General features: G+C 45.4%; 11 protein-coding genes. 1 reads left to right on the plus strand and 10 read right to left on the minus strand.

What is annotated here, in order from left to right; all coding sequences use genetic code 11:
• Positions 1–191: 191 nt before the first annotated feature.
• Complete coding sequence (locus ACOMG9_RS04540; protein WP_448215063.1) at positions 192–1,205, minus strand: IS110 family RNA-guided transposase; 1,014 nt, start codon at positions 1,203–1,205, stop codon at positions 192–194.
• Between the two features lie 279 nt (positions 1,206–1,484).
• Here ACOMG9_RS04540 and ACOMG9_RS04545 point away from each other — a divergent pair, with 279 nt between their 5' ends.
• A complete protein-coding gene (locus tag ACOMG9_RS04545; RefSeq protein WP_494529855.1) occupies positions 1,485–2,252 on the plus strand; it encodes a hypothetical protein in 768 nt (255 codons plus the stop codon).
• Here the strand turns inward: ACOMG9_RS04545 and ACOMG9_RS04550 are convergent.
• The 9 genes from ACOMG9_RS04550 to ACOMG9_RS04590 form a co-directional block, all read right to left on the minus strand.
• Positions 2,202–4,133, minus strand: coding sequence for an F-box/WD repeat-containing protein (locus ACOMG9_RS04550; protein WP_448215956.1), 1,932 nt, complete (start codon positions 4,131–4,133; stop codon positions 2,202–2,204). The two genes, ACOMG9_RS04545 and ACOMG9_RS04550, sit on opposite strands and share 51 nt — an antisense overlap.
• Positions 4,134–4,270: 137 nt before the next feature.
• Complete coding sequence (locus ACOMG9_RS04555) at positions 4,271–6,250, minus strand: F-box protein (RefSeq protein WP_494529856.1); 1,980 nt, start codon at positions 6,248–6,250, stop codon at positions 4,271–4,273.
• A 336-nt stretch (positions 6,251–6,586) separates the two neighbouring features.
• Positions 6,587–8,503 (minus strand): F-box/WD repeat-containing protein, encoded by a 1,917-nt coding sequence (locus tag ACOMG9_RS04560; protein WP_494529857.1) that lies wholly within the window; start codon positions 8,501–8,503, stop codon positions 6,587–6,589.
• Positions 8,504–8,620: 117 nt separating this feature from the next.
• Positions 8,621–10,573, minus strand: a complete 1,953-nt coding sequence (locus ACOMG9_RS04565; RefSeq protein ID WP_494529858.1) for an F-box/WD repeat-containing protein — start codon at positions 10,571–10,573, stop codon at positions 8,621–8,623.
• A gap of 165 nt (positions 10,574–10,738) precedes the next feature.
• Positions 10,739–12,655, minus strand: a complete 1,917-nt coding sequence (locus ACOMG9_RS04570) for an F-box/WD repeat-containing protein (protein ID WP_448215960.1) — start codon at positions 12,653–12,655, stop codon at positions 10,739–10,741.
• A 148-nt stretch (positions 12,656–12,803) separates the two neighbouring features.
• Positions 12,804–14,474: an F-box/WD repeat-containing protein gene (locus tag ACOMG9_RS04575; protein ID WP_494529859.1), complete on the minus strand. Its 1,671-nt coding sequence runs from the start codon at positions 14,472–14,474 to the stop codon at positions 12,804–12,806.
• A 260-nt stretch (positions 14,475–14,734) separates the two neighbouring features.
• The gene (locus ACOMG9_RS04580) at positions 14,735–16,648 is read right to left on the minus strand and encodes an F-box protein (RefSeq protein ID WP_448215998.1); all 1,914 of its coding nucleotides are present in this window, start codon (positions 16,646–16,648) and stop codon (positions 14,735–14,737) included.
• A 238-nt stretch (positions 16,649–16,886) separates the two neighbouring features.
• On the minus strand, positions 16,887–18,770 hold the full coding sequence (locus ACOMG9_RS04585; RefSeq protein ID WP_448215997.1) for a WD40 repeat domain-containing protein: 1,884 nt from the start codon (positions 18,768–18,770) through the stop codon (positions 16,887–16,889).
• A gap of 308 nt (positions 18,771–19,078) precedes the next feature.
• A complete protein-coding gene (locus tag ACOMG9_RS04590) occupies positions 19,079–21,001 on the minus strand; it encodes a hypothetical protein (RefSeq protein WP_494529860.1) in 1,923 nt (640 codons plus the stop codon).
• Positions 21,002–21,167 lie beyond the last annotated feature (166 nt).

Below are 21,167 nucleotides of genomic sequence, written 5' to 3' on the forward strand. Positions count from 1 at the left end.
TCTGGCCCTGATGGGTATCCGCGCAACCTGGCCTTATCAGTCCGACGGCCTCAAGGGTCAAGGCTCCTATCAGGTTTCAGGTTGCCGGTTTTTACCTGTTTGCCATCAACTGTACATGCTCATCGCAATCTGCGGGGGGGTCCCCTTTGATTAAGCTTATGCTTTACTTTGCCGCTGCCGCCTTTACTTCATTATGCAGCCTTGTAAACTTCATTTCGGGTCATGATGACCCAGACAATCCGAGCCATTTTATTAGCCAGACCAACGGCGGCAACGTTGTGATTGCTGCGCTCATTAAGTTGGCTAACCCATTTTTTACAGCGGTCATCCTTATTTTTGAGGCAGTGGAGTACCGAACGTGCGCCGTGTATCAATAATGTGCGCAGGTATTTATCACCCCGTTTACTGATGCCCAGCAGGACTGACTTACCGCCTGTGGAATGCTGTCTTGGAACTAATCCCATCCATGCGGCAAGGTGTCGACCAGATTTAAAATACGTCGCATCACCAATGGCTGCCTTCAATGCTGTGGCAGTGATGGCTCCGATACCCGGCATAGTCATCATTCGACGACATTCGTCGTCGTTTTTTGCTAGCTCCTGAATTTTCTGGTCATACTGTTGAATACGCTTGTCAAGACTGGCCAACTCTTCTGATAAACCATGTAGCAGCTCACGAGTCAGCGAATGGAGTCCATTTTCAGCATCTTCCAGAATTCGTGGAAGCTGTGCACGAACTTTACCAATACCCTGGGCAACTACAATACCTTCTTCCAATAGTGACCCCCGGATCTGGTTAACCAGGGCAGTTCTCTGATCAACCGCTTGTTGACGATAGCGGTGCAGAAGTTGCCAGGCCTGCTGCTCTGACGTTTTAACAGGTACAAAACGCATGCTGGGCCGTGAAGCTGCTTCTGCAATCGCTTCAGCATCGTTGTAGTCATTTTTGTTGGTCTTGACATAAGGCTTGACAAATTGAGGTGAAATCAGCTTGACAGTATGCTCATAGTTCTTGAATAACCGAGCCAAATAGTGAGCACCACCACAAGCTTCCATAGCGATAATGCATGGCTCCAGATTTGCCACGTACTCTAGAAGGTTCTTCCTGGACGACTTCTTTCTGATGACTTTGCTACCCTGCTCATCAACACCAAACAGGTGAAAGTTGTTCTTGCCAATATCGATACCAAGTACTGAAATAGTCATGGGTGGTTCGCTCCGGTTAATCCTGTTTAAATGGTTAACTCCATTTTGGCTCATTTGAAGCCGTTTAGGAGGGGCGGACCATCCCATTAGACCGAGAATAGCGCCCGTAGCGAGGACGGCAGAAAATTGAGGATGAAAATTCGGTTTTGTGAGGAGAATAGCGAGCTATTTGACGAACAAAAGCGGATTTTCAGACCAATTTGCTGCCGCCGCAGTAGGGCAGACTATTCTCGGTCAGGCTGCTAGGTGAGAACGAAGCTAACTAAAGAGATATTAAATATGAATAATGTAGATAACAATTCCGGCATTGTTGATTTATTTTCACCAAAGCCTGAGAAGCAATCACCAGAGGCTGTCTGCTTCGGAAGAACTACAACGGCATCTGGCAAAATTGATTCTTCATCGAGGCGTGCCGTCAACGGAGGTGATCCTGATCACTCAAGTCAGAGGTTGGGAGCGGTTGCCAGCACCAGCACATCACTCGAACAGAGAATAGTGTCTAGCCAGGAGAGCACCGAAATAGACGCAGCAAACAAAAAAGCCCGGGAAACTGTGAAAAGAATCATAAATTACTTAGATAATTTGAAACAAGAATATCTAATTAATAAAGATAGGTGTAGTAGAAATACAGCTCCTGCTCAGGATATCCAAGTACTTGAGAATGTCATCCAATTACTCGGATATCTTGAACCTCGCAATATTTCAAAAAGTCAAAAAATTAATGATGGGACGTGCAGTTCTCAACTATTTAATTCTTATTATGATGTTAGTTATGAGGGTGAGGTGCTATTTTCTGTTACCAATACTCTTAAAGATAATCGAGATGGCTTTTCTGGTGCAAGTTGGTCTCTGGCTACTGAAACCACACCCTTATTTGATGAACTCTATTATGCTCCTGGTGCCCCCGGTTATCAATCTGCAAAAACTGAATTTAAGGCATTACAGACCAAATCGTTACTTAATGATCCAATGCTCTCAGTTATTGAGAATCATGAATCAAAAGAGGCGACATTTAGTGTGAAACAGAGAGTATTCATTGACTCTTGACTTGCCCGCGCTGTGGATGAACAACAAACGGTCATCGGCGCTGAGGGTCGCTGATCGGATAATACCAGGATGGGAAATGCTGGCTTTTTCTTCCCATGATCCATCGCTCTTATGACCATAAATGTTCACTGTTCCATCGTAACCGACAGTGACCACATAGCGGCCATCGACACTAAAGGCTGCTAATCTGATACCCCTATCATGGGAGATGATGGCTTTTTCTCTCCATGATCCATCGATCTCCAGGCCATGGATTTTCACCGTTAAATCTTTACTGCAGGTGATGACATGATGGCAATCGGGGCTGAATGTCGCATAGTAGACACTTTTGTTATGGGAAATGATGGCCTTTTCTTCCCATGAACCATTGTCCTTCTTGCCATAGATTTTCGCTTTGTTATCCAAACTGGCGATCACCAGATGGCGGTTATCGGCGCTGAATTTGGGTAAGTAGCCGCTTTTTATATGGGAAATGGTGGCTTTTTCTTGCCATTGTCCGTCTTTATTCTGGCCAGAGATTATCGCCTTGCTATCGTTACTGGAGGTTATTAAACAGCGATTATCGGGGCTGAATGTGACTGTCTTGACCTTTGCATTGTGGGAAATGATGGCTGTTTCTTCCCATGATCCATCGGCATCCAGTCTATGGATTTTTGTACTGCCATTTTTTCTGGTGATCACCACATGGCGGCTATCAGAGCTGAAGGTGGCTGAGGCAAAATGGGGAATAATGGCTATTTCCAGCCATGACCCATCGTTCTTCCTGCCATAGATTTTCGCTTTGCTATCCAGGCTGGCGCTTACCACGTAGCGGCTATCGGGGCTGAATCTGGCTGTGCAGAGAATGTCATCATGGGGAATGATGGCTTTTTCTGCCCAAGACCCATCGTCACTCTGGCCGAAGATTTTTGCCCTGTGATCCCAACTGCAGGTTACTACACAGCGACCATCTTTGCTGAAGGTGGCAAAATCGACCTCATCATCATGAGAAATAGTGGCTTTTTCTTCCCATGATCGTTCGTCCTTCTTGCCATAGATTTTCGCTTTGCCGTCGTTACTGTAGGTCAACACATGGCAGCTATCGGGGCTGAAGGTGGCTGAGCGGACCCAGTATCTGTGGGAAATAGTGGCTTTTTCTTCCCATGATTGTTCGTTTTTCTTGCCATAAATTTTCGCCTTGCCATCCATGCCAGCGGTCACTACATAGTGGCTATTGGGACTGAAGGAGACTGATCTGACTTCCCTGTCATGGGAGATAGTGCCTTTTGCTACCCATGATTCATCGCTCTCCTTGCCATAGATTTTACAGGTTTTGGAGTCACAGGCGGTCACCAGGCGGCGTCCATCGGCGCTGAAGGAAGCTAAGTCCTCTGAAGTGTAGGGGATGGTGGTTTTAGACTCTAATTTAAATGTTTTACATTGACACGTCAGTTTATTAAGAGTGGAAAAGAACAAAGCAGGAAAGTGAATACTTGCCTGGCGATCCATGATGGAATTGATTAATGCTTCATCCTTTGTAAAACGCTGCAACCATTTCTGGAGTTCATCTTTATCTTTTGTAGCGACGATTGTCTTTAGACAAGTCTGGTATGATGAAGCCAACTGGCGATACCACGCCATTGCCATTCCATCATCATTTTCGAGCCTTTTGTTAATGGATGAATTTACCCGTCTTAAATGGGCAATATCACGAGCCTGCAAATAAGTAAAAATTTTGGATTGTATGTCATCGGGTAAATCGAGCAATAATGAAAACTCTTTCTTGTCACGTTCAATGACGTTCTTGCCCATAGCGGTACCACTTGGAGTATCTGATGGTGATTGACCCGGTGTTGATGGGCGTGGAGTAATACTGCAGGAGCTGCTATTTGAGCAATCCATAGTTTCTTTTCCATGGTTGTTATTTATCCCTGGTTGGCAAGGATATTCAAAATTGAGTCTGCAGCTTGGACTGGGTTTCAGTGTAAAAGTTCACAATAATCTTTAGCGCAACAGGGAGTTAGAAAGTTCGATTACTATCAGCAATCATTCATACTTAGTTCAGTGATGCTCGCCGTGTCCTTGCCATGGATGGTCAACAATTGGTCATCGGCGCTGAGGGTGGCTGATCGGATAATATCAGGATGGGAAATGCTGACTTTTTCTTCCCATAATCCATCGCTGTTCTGACCAACAATTTTCACTGTTCCAGTGAAACTGGTAGCGATCAAATGGCGGCTATCGACACTAAAGGTTGCTAATGTAATAAAACTATCATGGGAGATGATGGCTTTTTCTCTCCATGATCCATCGATCTTCAGGCCATAGATTTTCATCATGAGATCATTACTGCAGGTGATGACATGACGGCTATCGGGGCTGAATTTGGCAAAGTAGACATTTCTGTTATGGGAAATGATGGCTTTTTCTTCCCATGATCCATCGTCCTTCTCGCCATAGATTTTCGCTTTGTGATCTAAATTGGCGGTCACCACATGGCGGCTATCGGCGCTGAATTTGGCTGAGCACTCCCTTAGGTAACCGGAAATTGATTCAAGAAACTCCCAGGCTGTTGTACCAGCTGAGCAGTGACTCAGGTAATCGGAAATGATGGCTTTTTCTTGCCATGATCCGTTTTTATCCTGGCCAGAGATTATCGCCTTGTCATCGTCACCAGAGGTCATTAAACAGCGACTATCGGGACTGAATTTGACTGACTTGACCTTTCCATTATGGGAAATGATGGCTTCTTCTTCCCATGATCCATCAGCATCCAGTCTATAGATCTGTGCACTGCCATTATCTCTGGTGATCACCACATGGCGACTATCGGAGCTGAAGGTGACTGAGACAAAATGGGAAACAATGGCCTTTTCCAGCCATGACCCATCGTCTGTCTGGCCATAGATTTTCGCTGTCCTATCCAGGCTGGCGGTCACCACATAGCGGCCATCGGGGCTGAAGGTGGCTGTGTGGACATCGTCATCATGTGGAATGATGGCTTTTTCTGTCCATGACCCATCGTCACTCTGGCCATAGATTTTTGCCCTTTGATCCCAACTGGTGGTTACCAGATAGCGACCATCTTTGCTGAAGGTGGCAAAACTGACACTGGCATCATGGGAAATAGTGGCTTTTTCTTCCCATGAACGTTCGTCCTTCTTGCCATAGATTTTCGCTTTGCCGTCGTCACTGTAGGTCAACACATAGCGGCTATCGGGGCTGAAGGTGGCTGATTTGACCCATTTATCATGGGAAATAGTGGCTTTTTCTTCCCATGATCGTTCGTCCTTCTTGCCATAAACTTTCGCCTTGCCATCCGTACTAGTGGTCACTACGTAGCAGCTATTGGCACTGAAGGTGACTGATCTGACAATCTGATTATGGGAGATAGTGCCTTTTGCTTGCCATGTTCCATCGCTCTCCTGACCATAGATTTTACAGGTCTCATAGTCACATTCGATCACCAGGTGTCGTCCATCGGCACTGAAGGCAGCTAAGTGGTCTCTGGTAATACAGGGGACGGTGGCTTTAGTCTCTAATTTAAATGTTTTACATTGACACGTCAGTTTAGTGAGAGTGGAAAAGAACAAAGCAGGAAAGTGAATACTTGTCTGGCGATCCATGATGGACTTGATTAATGCCTCATCCTTTGTAAAACGCTGCAACCATTTCTGGAGTTCATTTTTATCTTTTGTAGCAACAATTGTCTTTAGACGAGTCTGGTGTGATGAAGCCAGCCGACGATACCATGCCCTTGCCATTGCATCATTATTTTCGAGCCTGTTGTTAATGGATGAATTTACCCGTGTTAAATGGGCAATATCGCGAGCCTGCAAATAAGTAAAAATTTTGGATTGTATATCCTCGGGTAAATCAAGCAATAATGAAAACTCTTTCTTGTCACGTTCAATGACGTTCTTGCCCATAGCGGTACTACTTGGAGTATCTGATGGAGGTTGGTCTGCTGTTGATGAGCGTGGAGTAATATTGCAGGAGCTGCTATTTAAGCAATCCATAGTTTGTTTTCCATGGTTGTTATTTATCCCTGGTTGGCAAGGATATTCAAAATTGAGTCTGCAGCTTAGAGTCGGTTTTAGTAGGAAAGTTTACAATAAGTACCTAACCAGTTGGTTTCGCATATTCTGGACGGCGGCTTTTTCCACCCTTCTGCGTTCCAACTCTGGTTGCGTAGCTATGGCTACGCGCCCGTCGTTGCGCCTTGAAGGATGAAAAAATCCACTCGCCAGAATATGCGAAACCAACTGGCCAGGTACTTAACAACTCCCTTCGTGCAGGAACGAGTTGTAATTATGCGACAACTTCTAACCACAGGATTGACAGCAAACAATCAGTCATCCATCCATCCGCAGTTCAGTGATTTTCGCTGTGTTATCGCCATGGATGGTCAACACATGGCTATTGATGCTGAAGGTGGCTGATACGAGTCCACCAGGATGGGAACTGGTGGCTTTTTCTTCCCATGATCCATCGCTGTTCTGACCATAAATTTTCACTGTTCTATCGAAACTGGCAGTGACAACATGGCGGCCATCGACACTAAAGGTGGCTAATCTAATATCGTCACCATTGGAGATGATGGCTTTTTCTTTCCATGATCCATTGATCGTCAGGCCATGGATTTTCACCGTGTTATCTATACCGCAGGTGATGACATGACGGCTATCGGGGCTGAATGTGGCATAGTAAACACCCATGTTATGGGAAATGATGGCTTTTTCTTCCCATGATCCATCGTCTTTCTTGCAATAGATTTTCGCTTTGCCATCTAAACTGGCGGTCACCACATGGCGGCTATCGGCGCTGAATTTGGCTGACCAGATGCTATTGTCATGGGTAATGACGGCTTTTTCTTTCCATGATCCGTCTTTATCCTGGCCAGAGATTATCACCTTGACATTGTCAGTGAAGATCATTAAACAGCGACTATCGGGGCTGAATTTGTCTAAGTTAACCTTTCCATTGTGGGGAATGATGGCTTTTTCTTCCCATGATCCATCGGCATCCAGTCTATAGATTTTTGCACTGCCATTTTTTCTGGTGATCAACACATGGCCACTATCGGAGCTGAATTGGACTGAGACAAAATGGGGAATAATGGCTTTTTCCAGCCATGACCCGTCGTTCTTCTTGCCATAGATTTTCGCTTTGCTATCCAGGCTGGTGGTTATCACATAGCAGCTATCGGGGCTGAAGGTGGCTGTGTAGACAGTGTCATCATGTTGAATGATGGCTTTTTCTGCCCATGACCCATCGTCACTCTGGCCATAGATTTTTGCCCTGTGATCGCGACCGGTGGTTACTACACAGCGACCATCTTTGCTGAAGGTGGCAAAATGGACCTTATCATCATGGGAAATAGTGGCTTTTTCTTCCCATGATCGTTCGTCCTTCTTGCCATAGATTTTCGCTTTGCCGTCGTCACTGTAGGTCAACACATGGCGGCTATCGGGGCTGAAGGTGGCTGATTTGACCCGGTGATCATGGGAAATAGTGGCTTTTTCTTCCCATGATTGTTCGTCCTTCTTGCCATAAATTTTCGCCTTGCCATCCATGCCAGCGGTCACTATATAGCGGCTATTGGCACTGAAGGTGACTGATCTGACTTTCTCGTCATGGGAGATAGTGCCTTTTGCCAGCCATGATTCATCGCTCTCCTGATCATAGATTTTACAGGTTTTAGAGTCACAGGCGATCACCAGGTGGCGTCCATCGGCGCTGAAGGAAGCTAAGTCCTTTAAAGTATTACAGGGGATGGTGGCTTTAGTCTCTAATTTAAATGCTTTACATTGACACATCAGTTTAGTGAGAGTGGAAAAGAACAAAGCAGGGAAGTGAATACTTTCCTGACGATCCATGATGGACTTGATTAATGCCTCATCCTTTGTAAAACGCTTTAACCATTTCTGGAGTTCATCTTTTTCTTTTGAAGTGACGATTGTCTCTAGACGAGTCTGGTGTGATGCAGCCAACTGGCGATACCACGCCCTTGCCATGGCATCATCATTTTCGAGCCTGTTGTTAATGGATGAATTTACCCGTCTTAAATGGGCAATATCACGAGCCTGCAAATAAGTGAAAATTTTGGATTGTATATCCTCGGGTAAATCGAGCAATAATGAAAACTCATTCTTGTCATGCGCAATGACTTCCCTGCCTGCGTTGGTTCCACTTGGTGTATCTGATGGAGGTTGGTCTGCTGTTGATGAGCGTGGAGTAATATTGCAGGAGCTGCTATTTGGGCAATGCATAGTTCGTTTTCCATGGTTGATATTTATCCCTGGTTAGCAAGGATATTCAAAATTGAGTCTGCAGCTTAGAGTCAGTTTTAGTAGGAAAGTTCACAATAAGTTATTGAGAGTCATGAATCAAAAGAGGCGACACATAATAGCCTGAAACAGGGAGTATTCATTCATTCCTAGTTCAGTGATTATCGCCGTGCACGCGCTATGGGTGGTCAACAAACGGTCATCGGTGCAGAGGATGGCTGATCCGACAAAACCAGGATGGGAACTGGTGGCTTTTTCTTCCCATGATCCATCGCTATTTTGACCATAAATGTTCACTGTTCCATCGTAACCGACAGTGACCACATAGCGGCCATCGGCACTAAAGGTTGCTAAGCTAATACCCTTATCATGGGAGATGATGGCTTTTTCTCTCCATGATCCATCAATCTTCAGGCCATGGATTTTCACCGTTAAATCTTCACTGCAGGTGATGACATGACGGCAATCCGGGCTGAACTCGGCAAAGTAGACACTTTTGCTATGGGAAATGATGGCTTTTTCTTGCCATGATCCATCGTCCTTCTTGCCATAGATTTTCGCTTTGTAATTTAAACTGGCGATCACCAGATGGCGGCTATCGGCGCTGAATTTGGCTGAGCAGTCACTCAGGTAATCGGAGATGCTGGCTTTTTCTTGCCATGATCCGTCTTTATCCTGGCCAGAGATTATCACCTTGTCATCGTCACTGGAGGTTATTAAACAGCGATTATCGGGGCTGAATTTGACTGAGTTGACCTCTGCATTGTGGGAAATGATGGCTTTTTCTTCCCATGATCCATCAGCATCAAGTCTATAGATTTTTGCAATGCCATTTCTTCTGGTGATCACCACATGGCGACTATCGGAGCTGAAAGTGACTGAGACACAACAGGAAATAATGGTTTTTTCCAGCCATAAACCATCGTTCTTCTTGCCATAGATTTTTGCCTTGCCATCCATGCTTTCGGTCACCACATAGCGGCTATCGGGGCTGAAGGTGGCATAGTAGACTGTTTCGTTATGGGAAATGATGGCTTTTTCTGCCCATGACCCATCGTCACTCTGGCCATAGATTTTTGCCCTGTGATCGCAGCTGGTGGTTACTACACAGCGACCATCTTTGCTGAAGGTGGCAAAATGGACCTCATCATCATGGGAAATAGTGGCTTTTTCTTCCCATGATCGTTCGTCCTTTTTGCCATAGATTTTCGCTTTGCCGTCATCACTGTAGGTCAACACATGGCGGCTATCGGGGCTGAAGGTGGCTGAGCGGACCCAGTGACTGTGGCAAATAGTGGCTTTTTCTTCCCATGATCGTTCGTCCTTCTTGCCATAAATTTTCGCCTTGCCATCCATACCAGCGGTCACTACATAACGGCTATTGGCACTGAAGGTGACAAATCTGACTTGCCTGTCATGGGAGATAGTGCCTTTTGCTACCCACGATTCATCGCTCTCCTTGCCATAGATTTTACAGGTTCTGGAGTCACAGGCGATCACCAGGTGGCGTCCATCGGCGCTGAAGGAAGCTAAGTCCTCTAAAGTGTCACAGGGGAAGGTGGTTTTAGTCTCTAATTTAAATGTTTTACATTGACACGTCAGTTTCGTGAGAGTGGAAAAGAACAAAGCAGGAAAGTGAATACTTTCCTGGCGGTCCATGATTGACTTGATTAATGCTTCATCCTTTGTAAAACGCTTCAACCATTTCTGGAGTTCATCTTTATCTTTTGTAGCGACAATTGTCTCTAGACGAGTCCGGTGTGATGGAGCCAACTGGCGATACCACGCCCTTGCTATAGCATCATCATTTTCGAGCCTGTTGTTAATGGATGAATTTACCCGTCTTAAATGGGCAATATCACGAGCCTGCAAATAAGTAAAAATTTTGGATTGTATATCCTCGGGTAAATCGAGCAATAATGAAAACTCATTCTTGTCACGTACAATAACGTTCTTGCCCGTAATGGTACCTCTTGGTGTATCTGATGGAGATTGACCTGGTGTTGATGGGCGTGGAGTAATATTGCAGAAGCTGCTATTTGAGCAATCCATAGTTCCTTTTCCATGGTTGTTATTTATCCCTGGTTGGCAAGGATATTCAAAATTGATTCTGCAGCTTAGAGTCGGTTTTAGTGGGAAAGTTCACAATAATCTTTAGCGCAACAGGGAGTTAGAAAGTTTGATTGGTATAATGTGGGTCTGGGCCAGTAACAGCAATCATTCATTCATACTTAGTTCAGTGATTCTCGCCTTGCCCGTGTCATGGGTGGTCAACAAACGGTCATCGGCGCTGAGGATGGCTGATTCGATACGACCAGAATGTGAACTGGTGGCTTTTTCTTCCCATGATCCATCGCTGTTCTGACCATAAATGTTCACTGTCCCTTCGAGACTGACAGTGACCACATGGCGGCCATCGGCACTAAAGGTTGCTATTGTAATGCCCCTATCATAGGAAATGTTGGCTTTTTCTCTCCATGATCCATCGATCTCCAGGCCATGGATTTTTACCGTTAAATCTTCACTGCAGCTGATGGCATGGCGGCAATCGGGGCTGAATGAGGCATAGTAGACACTTTCGTCATGGGAAATGATAGCTTTTTCTTCCCATGATCCATCGTCCTTCTTACCATGGATTTTCGCTTTGAAATCTAAACTGGCGGTCACCAGATGGTGGCTATCGGCGCTGAATTTGGCTGAGCAGTCACTCAGGTAATCGGAAATGATGGCTTTTTCTTGCCATGATCCGTCTTCATCCTGGCCAGAGATTATCGCTTTGCCATCGTCACTGGAGGTTATTAAACAGCGACTATCGGGGCTGAATGTGACTGAGTTGACCTCTGCATTGTGGGAAATGATGGCTTTTTCTTGCCATGATCCATCGGCATCCAGTCTATAGATTTTTGCACTGCCATTTCTTCTGGTGATCACCACATGGCGACTATCGGAGCTGAAAGTGACTGAGACACAACAGGAAATAATGGTTTTTTCCAGCCATAAACCATCGTTCTTCTTGCCATAGATTTTTGCCTTGCCATCCATGCTTTCGGTCACCACATAGCGGCTATCGGGGCTGAAGGTGGCATAGTAGACTGTTTCGTTATGGGAAATGATGGCTTTTTCTGCCCATGACCCATCGTCACTCTGGCCATAGATTTTTGCCCTGTGATCGCAGCTGGTGGTTACTACACAGCGACCATCTTTGCTGAAGGTGGCAAAATGGACCTCATCATCATGGGAAATAGTGGCTTTTTCTTCCCATGATCGTTCGTCCTTTTTGCCATAGATTTTCGCTTTGCCGTCATCACTGTAGGTCAACACATGGCGGCTATCGGGGCTGAAGGTGGCTGAGCGGACCCAGTGACTGTGGCAAATAGTGGCTTTTTCTTCCCATGATCGTTCGTCCTTCTTGCCATAAATTTTCGCCTTGCCATCCATACCAGCGGTCACTACATAACGGCTATTGGCACTGGAGGTGACAAATCTGACTTGCCTGTCATGGGAGATAGTGCCTTTTGCTACCCACGATTCATCGCTCTCCTTGCCATAGATTTTACAGGTTCTGGAGTCACAGGCGATCACCAGGTGGCGTCCATCGGCGCTGAAGGAAGCTAAGTCTTTTAAAGTATTACAGGGGATGCTGGCTTTAGTCTCTAATTTAAATGTTTTACATTGACACGTCAGTTTCGTGAGAGTGGAAAAGAACAAAGCAGGAAAGTGAATACTTTCCTGGCGATCCATGATTGACTTGATTAATGCTTCATCCTTTGTAAAACGCTTCAACCATTTCTGGAGTTCATCTTTATCTTTTGTAGCGACAATTGTCTCTAGACGAGTCCGGTGTGATGGAGCCAACTGGCGATACCACGCCCTTGCTATAGCATCATCATTTTCGAGCCTGTTGTTAATGGATGAATTTACCCGTCTTAAATGGGCAATATCACGAGCCTGCAAATAAGTAAAAATTTTGGATTGTATATCCTCGGGTAAATCGAGCAATAATGAAAACTCATTCTTGTCACGTACAATAACGTTCTTGCCCGTAATGGTACCTCTTGGTGTATCTGATGGAGATTGACCTGGTGTTGATGGGCGTGGAGTAATATTGCAGAAGCTGCTATTTGAGCAATCCATAGTTCCTTTTCCATGGTTGTTATTTATCCCTGGTTGGCAAGGATATTCAAAATTGATTCTGCAGCTTAGAGTCGGTTTTAGTCTGAAAGTTCACACTATTGATATATGCGTAACCAATAAGAAAACAGGGCTTTGATCCGCGAAATATTCATTCATCCACCCACCCATCCATCTTTAGTTCCGTGATTTTCGCCGTGTTATCGGTATGGATGGTCAACACATGGCCATCGGCGCTGAAGATGGCTGACCTGATCCTGCAACCATGGGAAATGGTGGCTTTTTTTTGCCATGATCCATCACTTACCTGACCATAAATTCCCGATGTTTTTTCGTCACTGGCAGTGACCACATGGCGGCCATCGAAGCTAAAGACTGCTGATCTGATTCCCAAACCATGGGAAATGGCCGTTTTTTCTTGCCATGATCCATCGTCCTTCAGGCCGTTGATTTTCACCTTTCTATCATAACTGCGGGTCATCACATGGCGGCTATCGACGCTAAAGGCTGTTGATTTGATTTCCAAATAGTGGGAAATGGTCTTTTTTTGTTTCCATGATACATCGTCCTTCTGGCTATAGATTTTCGCTTTGCCATGGAAACAGGAGGTGATTAGATGGCGGCTATCGGGGCTGAAGGTAGCTGAATTGACCTGATCATCATTAGAAGTGGTGGCTTGTCTTTTCCACGATCCATCGTCCTTCTGGCCATAGATTTTCACCCTGCCATCACAGGTGCAGGTCATCATACGTCGGCTATCGGGGCTGAAGGTGGCTGATCTGATGCTATACCCATGGTATTTGCTGGCTTTTTCTTTCCATGATCCATCGGCCTCCAGACCATAGATTTTCGTCTTACAATCTTCACTGCAGGTCACCACATGGCAGCTATCGGGGCTGAAAGTGGCTGACCGGACCCAATCATTATGACAGAGAGTGGCTTTTTCTTCCCATGAACCACCGGCCTCCAGGCCATAGATTTTCACCTTGTTATCGGCACTGCGGTTCAATACATGGCGGCCATCGGCGCTGATCTTGGCTGAGTATAAGGAGTTGTCTCGGGAAATAGTCGCTTCTTCCCATGATCGTTCGTCCTTCTTACCATAAATTTTCGTCTTGCACTTTCTACTGGTTGTCACTACGTAACGGCCATCAGCACTAAAGGTGACCGATTTGACACCGGAACCATGGCAGATAGTGCCTTTTGCTTGCCATGTTCCATCGCTCTCCTGACCATAGATTTGAAAGGTTCTGGAGTCACAGGCGATCACCAGGTGGCGGCCATCGGCGCTGAAGGCAGCTAAGTCCTTTGAACTGCTACAGGGGATGCTGGCTTTAGTCTCTAATTTAAACGCTTTACATTGACACATCAGCTTAGTGAGAGTGGAAAAGAACAGAGCAGGAAAGTGAATACTTGCCTGGCGATCCATGATGGACTTGATTAATGCCTCATCTTTTGTAAAACGCTGCAACCATTTCCGGAGTTCATCTTTATCTTTTGTAGCGACAATTGTTTTTAGAAGAGTCTGGTGTGATGAAGCCAACTGGCGATAACACGCCCTTGCCATGGCATCATCATTTTTGAGTCTGTTGTTAATGGATGAATTTGCCCGTGTTAAATGGGCAATATCACGAGCCTGCAAATAAGTAAAAATTCTGGATTGTATATCCTCGGGTAAATCGAGCAATAATGAAAACTCATTCTTGTCACGTTCAATGACTCCCCGGCCTGCATAGGTACTACTTGGCGGCTCTGTTTGAGATTGCTCTGGTTTTGATGAAAGTCGATCATCAATACAGGAGTTGTTATTTATGCAATCCATTGTTCTTTTTCCTTAGTTAATATTTATCTCTGGTTGGCAAGGATATTCAAAATTGATTCTGCAGCTTAGAGTCGGTTTTAGTAGGAAAGTTCACAATATTGATGTAAGCGTAACCAATAATAAGTAACTGGTTAGGTGCTTAAAACAGGACTTTGATCCAGTAAATTGTTGAAGTCGTGGCCGGTGTTCCGGTTCGTTCGAACTATCATGCCTGGCAGGTGTTGCAGAATAATAATGTGAGGCTGGGCTAGTAACAGCAATCATTCATTCAAACTTAGTTCAGTGATGCTCGCCGTTGCGTTGTGGATGGTCAGCAAATGGTCATCAGTGCTGAGGGTGGCTGATCGGATATCACCAAGATGGGAAATGGTAGCTTTTTCTTTCCATGATCCATCGCTGTTCTGGCCAAAAATTTTCACTGTTCCAACGTAACTGACAGTGACCACATGGCGGCCATCGACAGTGAAGGTTGCTAATGTAATAACCCTTCGATGGGAGATGATGGCTTTTTCTCTCCATGATCCATCAATCTCCAAGCCATGGATTTTCACCGTGTAATCAGGACTGCAGGTGATGAGATGACGGCTATCGGGGCTGAATCTGGCAGAGTAGAGACTTTCTTTATGGGAAATGCTGGCTTTCTCTTCCCATGGTCCATCGTCCTTTTTGCCATAGATTTTCGCTATGCCATCTAAACTGGCGGTCATCACATGTCGGCTATCGGCGCTGAATTTGGCTGAACAGACACTTAGGTAATGGGAAATGGTAGCCTTTTCTTTCCATGATCCGTCTTTATCCTGGCCATAGATTATCGCCTTGCCATCGTCACTGGTGGTCATTAAATAGCGACTATCGGGGCTGAATGTGGCTGAGTTGACCTCTCCATTGTGGGAAATGATGGCTTTTTCTTTCCATGGTCCATCGGCATCAAGTCTATGGATTTTTGCACTGCCATTTCTTCTGGTGGTCACCACATGGCGATTATCGGAGCTGAAGATGGCTGAGACAAAATGGGAAATAATGGCTTTTTCTTCCCATGATCCATCGTCCTTCTTGGCATAAATTTTCGCCGTGCCATTTCCACAGACGGATACCACATAGCGGCCATCGGTGCTGAAGTTGGCTGATTTGGCCCAGTCATCGTGGGAAATAGTGGCTTCTTCTTGCCATGATCGTTCGTCTTTCCTGCCATAGATCTTCGACTTGCCGTCTGCACTGGCGGTTACTACATAGTGACTATCGATGCTGAAGGTGGCTAAGTAGATCTCTTCGTTATGGGAAATGATGGCTTCTACTTCCCATGAACCATCGTCCGTCAGGCCATAGATTTTCGCCTTGGCGTCGTTACTGCAGGTCAACACATGGCGGCTATCGGGGCTGAAGGTGGCTGAGCGGACCCAGCGATTATGGGAAATAGTGGCTTTTTCTTCCCATGATCGATTGTCTTTCTTGCCATAAATTTTCGCCTCGCCATCCATACCAGCGGTCACTACATAGTGGCTATTGGCACTGAAGGTGACTGATCTGACATAGTTATTATGGGAGATAGTGCCTTTTGCTACCCATGATCCATCGCTCTCCTGGCCATAGATTGTGCAGGTTTTGGGGACACGGGAGATCACCAGGTGGCGTCCATCGGCGCTGAAGGCAGCATAGTGCGTTGAACTTTCATAGGGGATGGTGGCTTTAGTCTCTAATTTAAATGCTTTACATTGATACATCCGTTTAGTGAGAGTGGAAAAGAACAAAGCAGGAAAGTGAATACTTGCCTGGCGGTTCATGATTGACTTGATTAATGCCTCATCCTTTGTAAAACGCTGCAACCATTTCCGGAGTTCATCTTTATCTTTTGTTGCGACAATTGTCTTTAGAAGAGTCTGGTGTGATGAAGCCAACCGGCGATACCATGCCCTTGGCATTGCATCATCATTTTTGAGCCTGTTGTTAATGGATGAATTTACCTGTGTTAACTGGGCAATATCACGAGCCTGCAAATAAGTGAAAATTCTGGATTGTATATCCTCAGGCAAATCGAGCAATAATGAAAACTCATTCTTGTCACGTTCAACGACTTCCCAGCCTGCATAGGTACCACTTGGCGGCTCTGTTTGAGATTGATCTGGTTTTGATGAAAGTCGATCATCAATACAGGAATTGTTATTTATGCAATCCATTGTTTGTTATTCCATTGTTGTTATTTATCCCTGGTTGGCGAGGATATTCAAAATTGATTCTGCAGCTTAGAGTCGGTTTTAGTAGGAAAGTTCACAATAATCTTTAGCGCAACAGGGAGTTAGAAAGTTCGATTGGTATGGCTGGGCTAGTAACGGCAATCATTCATACTTAGTTCAGTGATGTTCGCCGTGTCCGTGCCGGTAACTTTCAAGGTAGATGTCGCCTCAACTTATGCAGCTAAATCACAATGTTGATGATTCTCGCCATGCCCGCGCTATGGATGGTCAACAAACGGTCATCGGCGCTGAGGGTGGCTGACTGGATAATACCAGGATGGGAAATGCTGGCGTTTTCTTCCCATGATCCATCGCTGTTCTGAGCATAAATGTTCACCGTTCCATCGTAACCGACAGTGACCACATAGCGGCCATCGACACTAAAGGCTGCTAAGCGAATACCCTCATCATGGGAGATGATTGCTTTTTCTCTCCATGATCCATCGATCTCCAGGCCATGGATTTTTACCGTTAAATCTTTACTGCAGGTGATGACATGACGGCAATCGGGGCTGAATGTGGCATAGTAGACACTTTTGTTATGGGAAATGATGGCTTTTTCTTCCCATGATTCATCGTCCTTCTTGCCATAGATTTTCGCTTTGTTATATAAACTGGCGGTCACCAGATGGCGGCTATCGGCGCTGAATTTGGCTGAGTAATTCCTTAGGTAATCGAAAATGGTGGCTTTTTCTTTCCATGATCCGTCTTTATCCTGGCCATAGATTATCGCCTTGTTATTGTTACAGGAGGTCATTAAATAGCGATTATCGGGGCTGAATTTGGCTGGGTTGACCCCTCCATTGAGGGAAATGATGGCTTTTTCTTCCCATGATCCATCGGCATTCAGTCTATGGATTTTTGCACTGCCATTTGTTCTGGTGATCACCACATGGCGACTATCGGAGCTGAAGGTGACTGAGTCAAAATGGGAAATAATGGCTTTTTCCAGCCACGACCCATCGTCCTTCTGGCCATGGATTTTTGCCCTGTGATCCAGACTGGCGGTCACCACATAGCGGCTATCGGGGCTGAAGGTGGCTGTGTAGAGAATGTCATCATGTGGAATGATGGCTTTTTCTGCCCATGACCCATCGTCACTCTGGCCATAGATTTTTGCCCTGTGATCCCAACTGGTGGTTACTACATAGTGACCATCTTTGCTGAAGGTGGCATGATGGACCTCATCATCATGGGAAATAGTGGCTTTTTCTTCCCATGATCGTTCGTCCTTCTTGCCATAGATTTTCGCCTTGCCGTCGTTACTGAAGGTCAACACATGGCGGCTATCGGGGCTGAAGGTGGCTGAGCGGACCCAGTATCTGTGAGAAATAGTGGCTTTTTCTTCCCATGATCGTTCGTCCTTCTTGCCATAAATTTTCGCCTTGCCATCCATACCAGCGGTCACTACATAGCGGCTATTGGCACTGAAGGTGACTGATCTGATTTCCTTATCATGGGAGATAGTGCCTTTTGCTACCCATGATTCATCGCTCTCCTGGCCATAGATTTTAAAGGTTCTGGAGTCACAGGCGATCACCAGGTGGCGTCCATCGGTGCTCAATTTAGCTGAGTTCTTTGAACCACTACAGGGGATTCTGGCTTTAGTCTCTAATTTAGTGAGAGTGGAAAAAAACAAAGCAGGAAAGTGAATACTTGCCTGGCGATCCATGATTGACTTGATTAATGCTTCATTCTTTGTAAAACACTTTAACCATTTCTGGAGTTCATCTTTATCCTTTGTAGTGACAATTGTCTTTAGACGAGTCTGGTGTGATGAAGTCAACCGGCGATACCACGCCCTTGCCATTGCATCATCATTTTTGAGCCTGTTGTTAAGGCATGAATTTGCCCGTGCTAAATGGGCAATATCACGAGCCTGCAAATAAGTAAAAATTTTGGATTGTATAGCTTCGGGTAAATCGAGCAATAATGAAAACTCATTCTTGTCACGTTCAATGACGTTCTTGCCCATAATGGTATCAATTGGAGTATCTGATGGAGGTTGGTCTACTGTTGATGAGCGTGGAGTAATGTTGCAGAAGCTGCTATTTGAGCAATCCATAGTTCGTTTTCCATGGTTGTTATTTATCCCTGGTTGGCGAGGATATTCAAAATTGATTCTGCAGCTTAGAGTCGGTTTTAGTAGGAAAGTTCACAATAATCTTTAGCGCAACAGGGAGTTAGAAAGTTCGATTGGTATGGCTGGACTAGGAGCCTGACCGAGAATAGTCTGCCCTACTGCGGCGGCAGCAAATTGGTCTGAAAATCCGCTTTTGTTCGTCAAATAGCTCGCTATTCTCCTCACAAAACCGAATTTTCATCCTCAATTTTCTGCCGTCCTCGCTACGGGCGCTATTCTCGGTCAGGCTCCTAGTAACGGCAATCATTCATACTTAGTTCAGTGATGTTCGCCGTGTCCGTGCCATGGATGGTCAACAAATGGTCATCGGCGCTAAGGGTGGCTGATCGGATAGTACCAGGATGGGAAATACTGGCTTTTTCTTCCCATGATCCATTGCTGTTCTGACCATAAATGTTCACTGTCCCTTCGAGACTGACAGTGACCACATGGCGGCCATCGGCACTAAAGGTTGCTATTGTAATGCCCCTATCATAGGAAATGTTGGCTTTTTCTCTCCATGATCCATCGATCTCCAGGCCATGGATTTTTACCGTTAAATCTTCACTGCAGCTGATGGCATGGCGGCAATCGGGGCTGAATGAGGCATAGTAGACACTTTCGTTATGGGAAATGATAGCTTTTTCTTCCCATGATCCATCGTCCTTCTTACCATAGATTTTCGCTTTGAAATCTAGACTGGCGGTCACCAGATGGTGGCTATCGGCGCTGAATTTGGCTGAGCAGTCACTCAGGTAATCGGAAATGATGGCTTTTTCTTGCCATGATCCGTCTTCATCCTGGCCAGAGATTATCGCCTTGCCATCGTCACTGGAGGTTATTAAACAGCGACTATCGGGGCTGAATGTGACTGAGTTGACCTCTGCATTGTGGGAAATGATGGCTTTTTCTTGCCATGATCCATCGGCATCCAGTCTATAGATTTTTGCACTGCCATTTCTTCTGGTGATCACCACATGGCAACTATCGGAGCTGAAAGTGACTGAGACACAATGGGAAATAATGGCTTTTTCCAGCCATGACCCATCGTTCTTCTTATCATAGATTTTCGCTTTGCTGCCCAAGCCTTCAGTCACCACATAGCGGCTATCGGGGCTAAAGGTGGCTGAGTAAATGTCATCATGTGGAATGACGGCTTTTTCTGCCCATGACCCATCGTCACTCTGGCCATAGATTTTTGCCCTGTGATCCCAACTGGTGGTTACTACATAGCGACCATCTTTGCTGAAGGTGGCAAAATCGACCCAATTATCATGGGAAATAGTGGCTTTTTCTTCCCATGATCGTTCGTCCTTCTTGCCGTAGATTTTTGCTTTGCCGTCGTTACTGTAGGTCAACACATGGCGGCTATCGGGGCTGAAGGTGGCTGAGCGGATCCAGTAACTGTGGCAAATAGTGGCTTTTTCTTCCCATGATCGTTCGTCCTTCTTGCCATAAATTTTCGCCTTGCCATCCATACCAGCGGTCACTACATAGTGGCTATTGGCACTGAAGGTGACAAATTTGACTTGCCTATCATGGGAGATAGTGCCTTTTGCTACCCATGATTCATCGCTCTGCTGGCCATAGATTTTACAGGTTTCAGAGTCAAAGGCGATCACCAGGTGGCGTCCATCGGCGCTGAAGGAAGCTAAGTCCTCTGAACTATGGCAGGGGATGGTGGCTTTAGTCTCTAATTTAAATGCTTTACATTGACACATCAGTTTAGTGAGATTGGAAAAGAACAAAGCAGGAAAATAAAAACACGCCTGGCGATCCATGATTGACTTGACTAATGCCTTATCCTTTGTAAATCGGCTCAACCAATTCTCGAGTTGATCTTTATTTTTTGCAGTGAGGATTATTCCCGTAATGGCCTGGCGTGATGAAGCAATCTGGCGATACCACGCCCTTATCATTGATGCATCTTTTTTAAGCGTGTTGTAAATGCATGAATTCACCTGTGTTAAACGGGCAATATCACGAGTCTGCAAATAGCTATAAATTTTGGATTGTATTTCAATGGGTAAATCAAGCAATAATGAGAGCTCATTCTTGTCACGAACAAATACCTCCCTGCGCGTGCTGATTCCAATTTGTGTCCCTGATTGAGATTGAACGGGTGTTGTTGCAAGTGCATCACTAATACCAGAATTACTCTTTATGCAATCCATAACTCGTTTTCCCATTGTTATTGTTTATCCCGCAAGGATATTTAAAATTGATTCCGCAGCTTAGAGTCGGTTTTAGTATGAAAGTTCACAATAACAACTCGCTTCGTGTAGGAACGAGTTGTAATTATGTGACAACTTCTAACCACAAGATTGACAGCAAATAATC

Source organism: Endozoicomonas sp. PH6C, assembly GCF_059322965.1.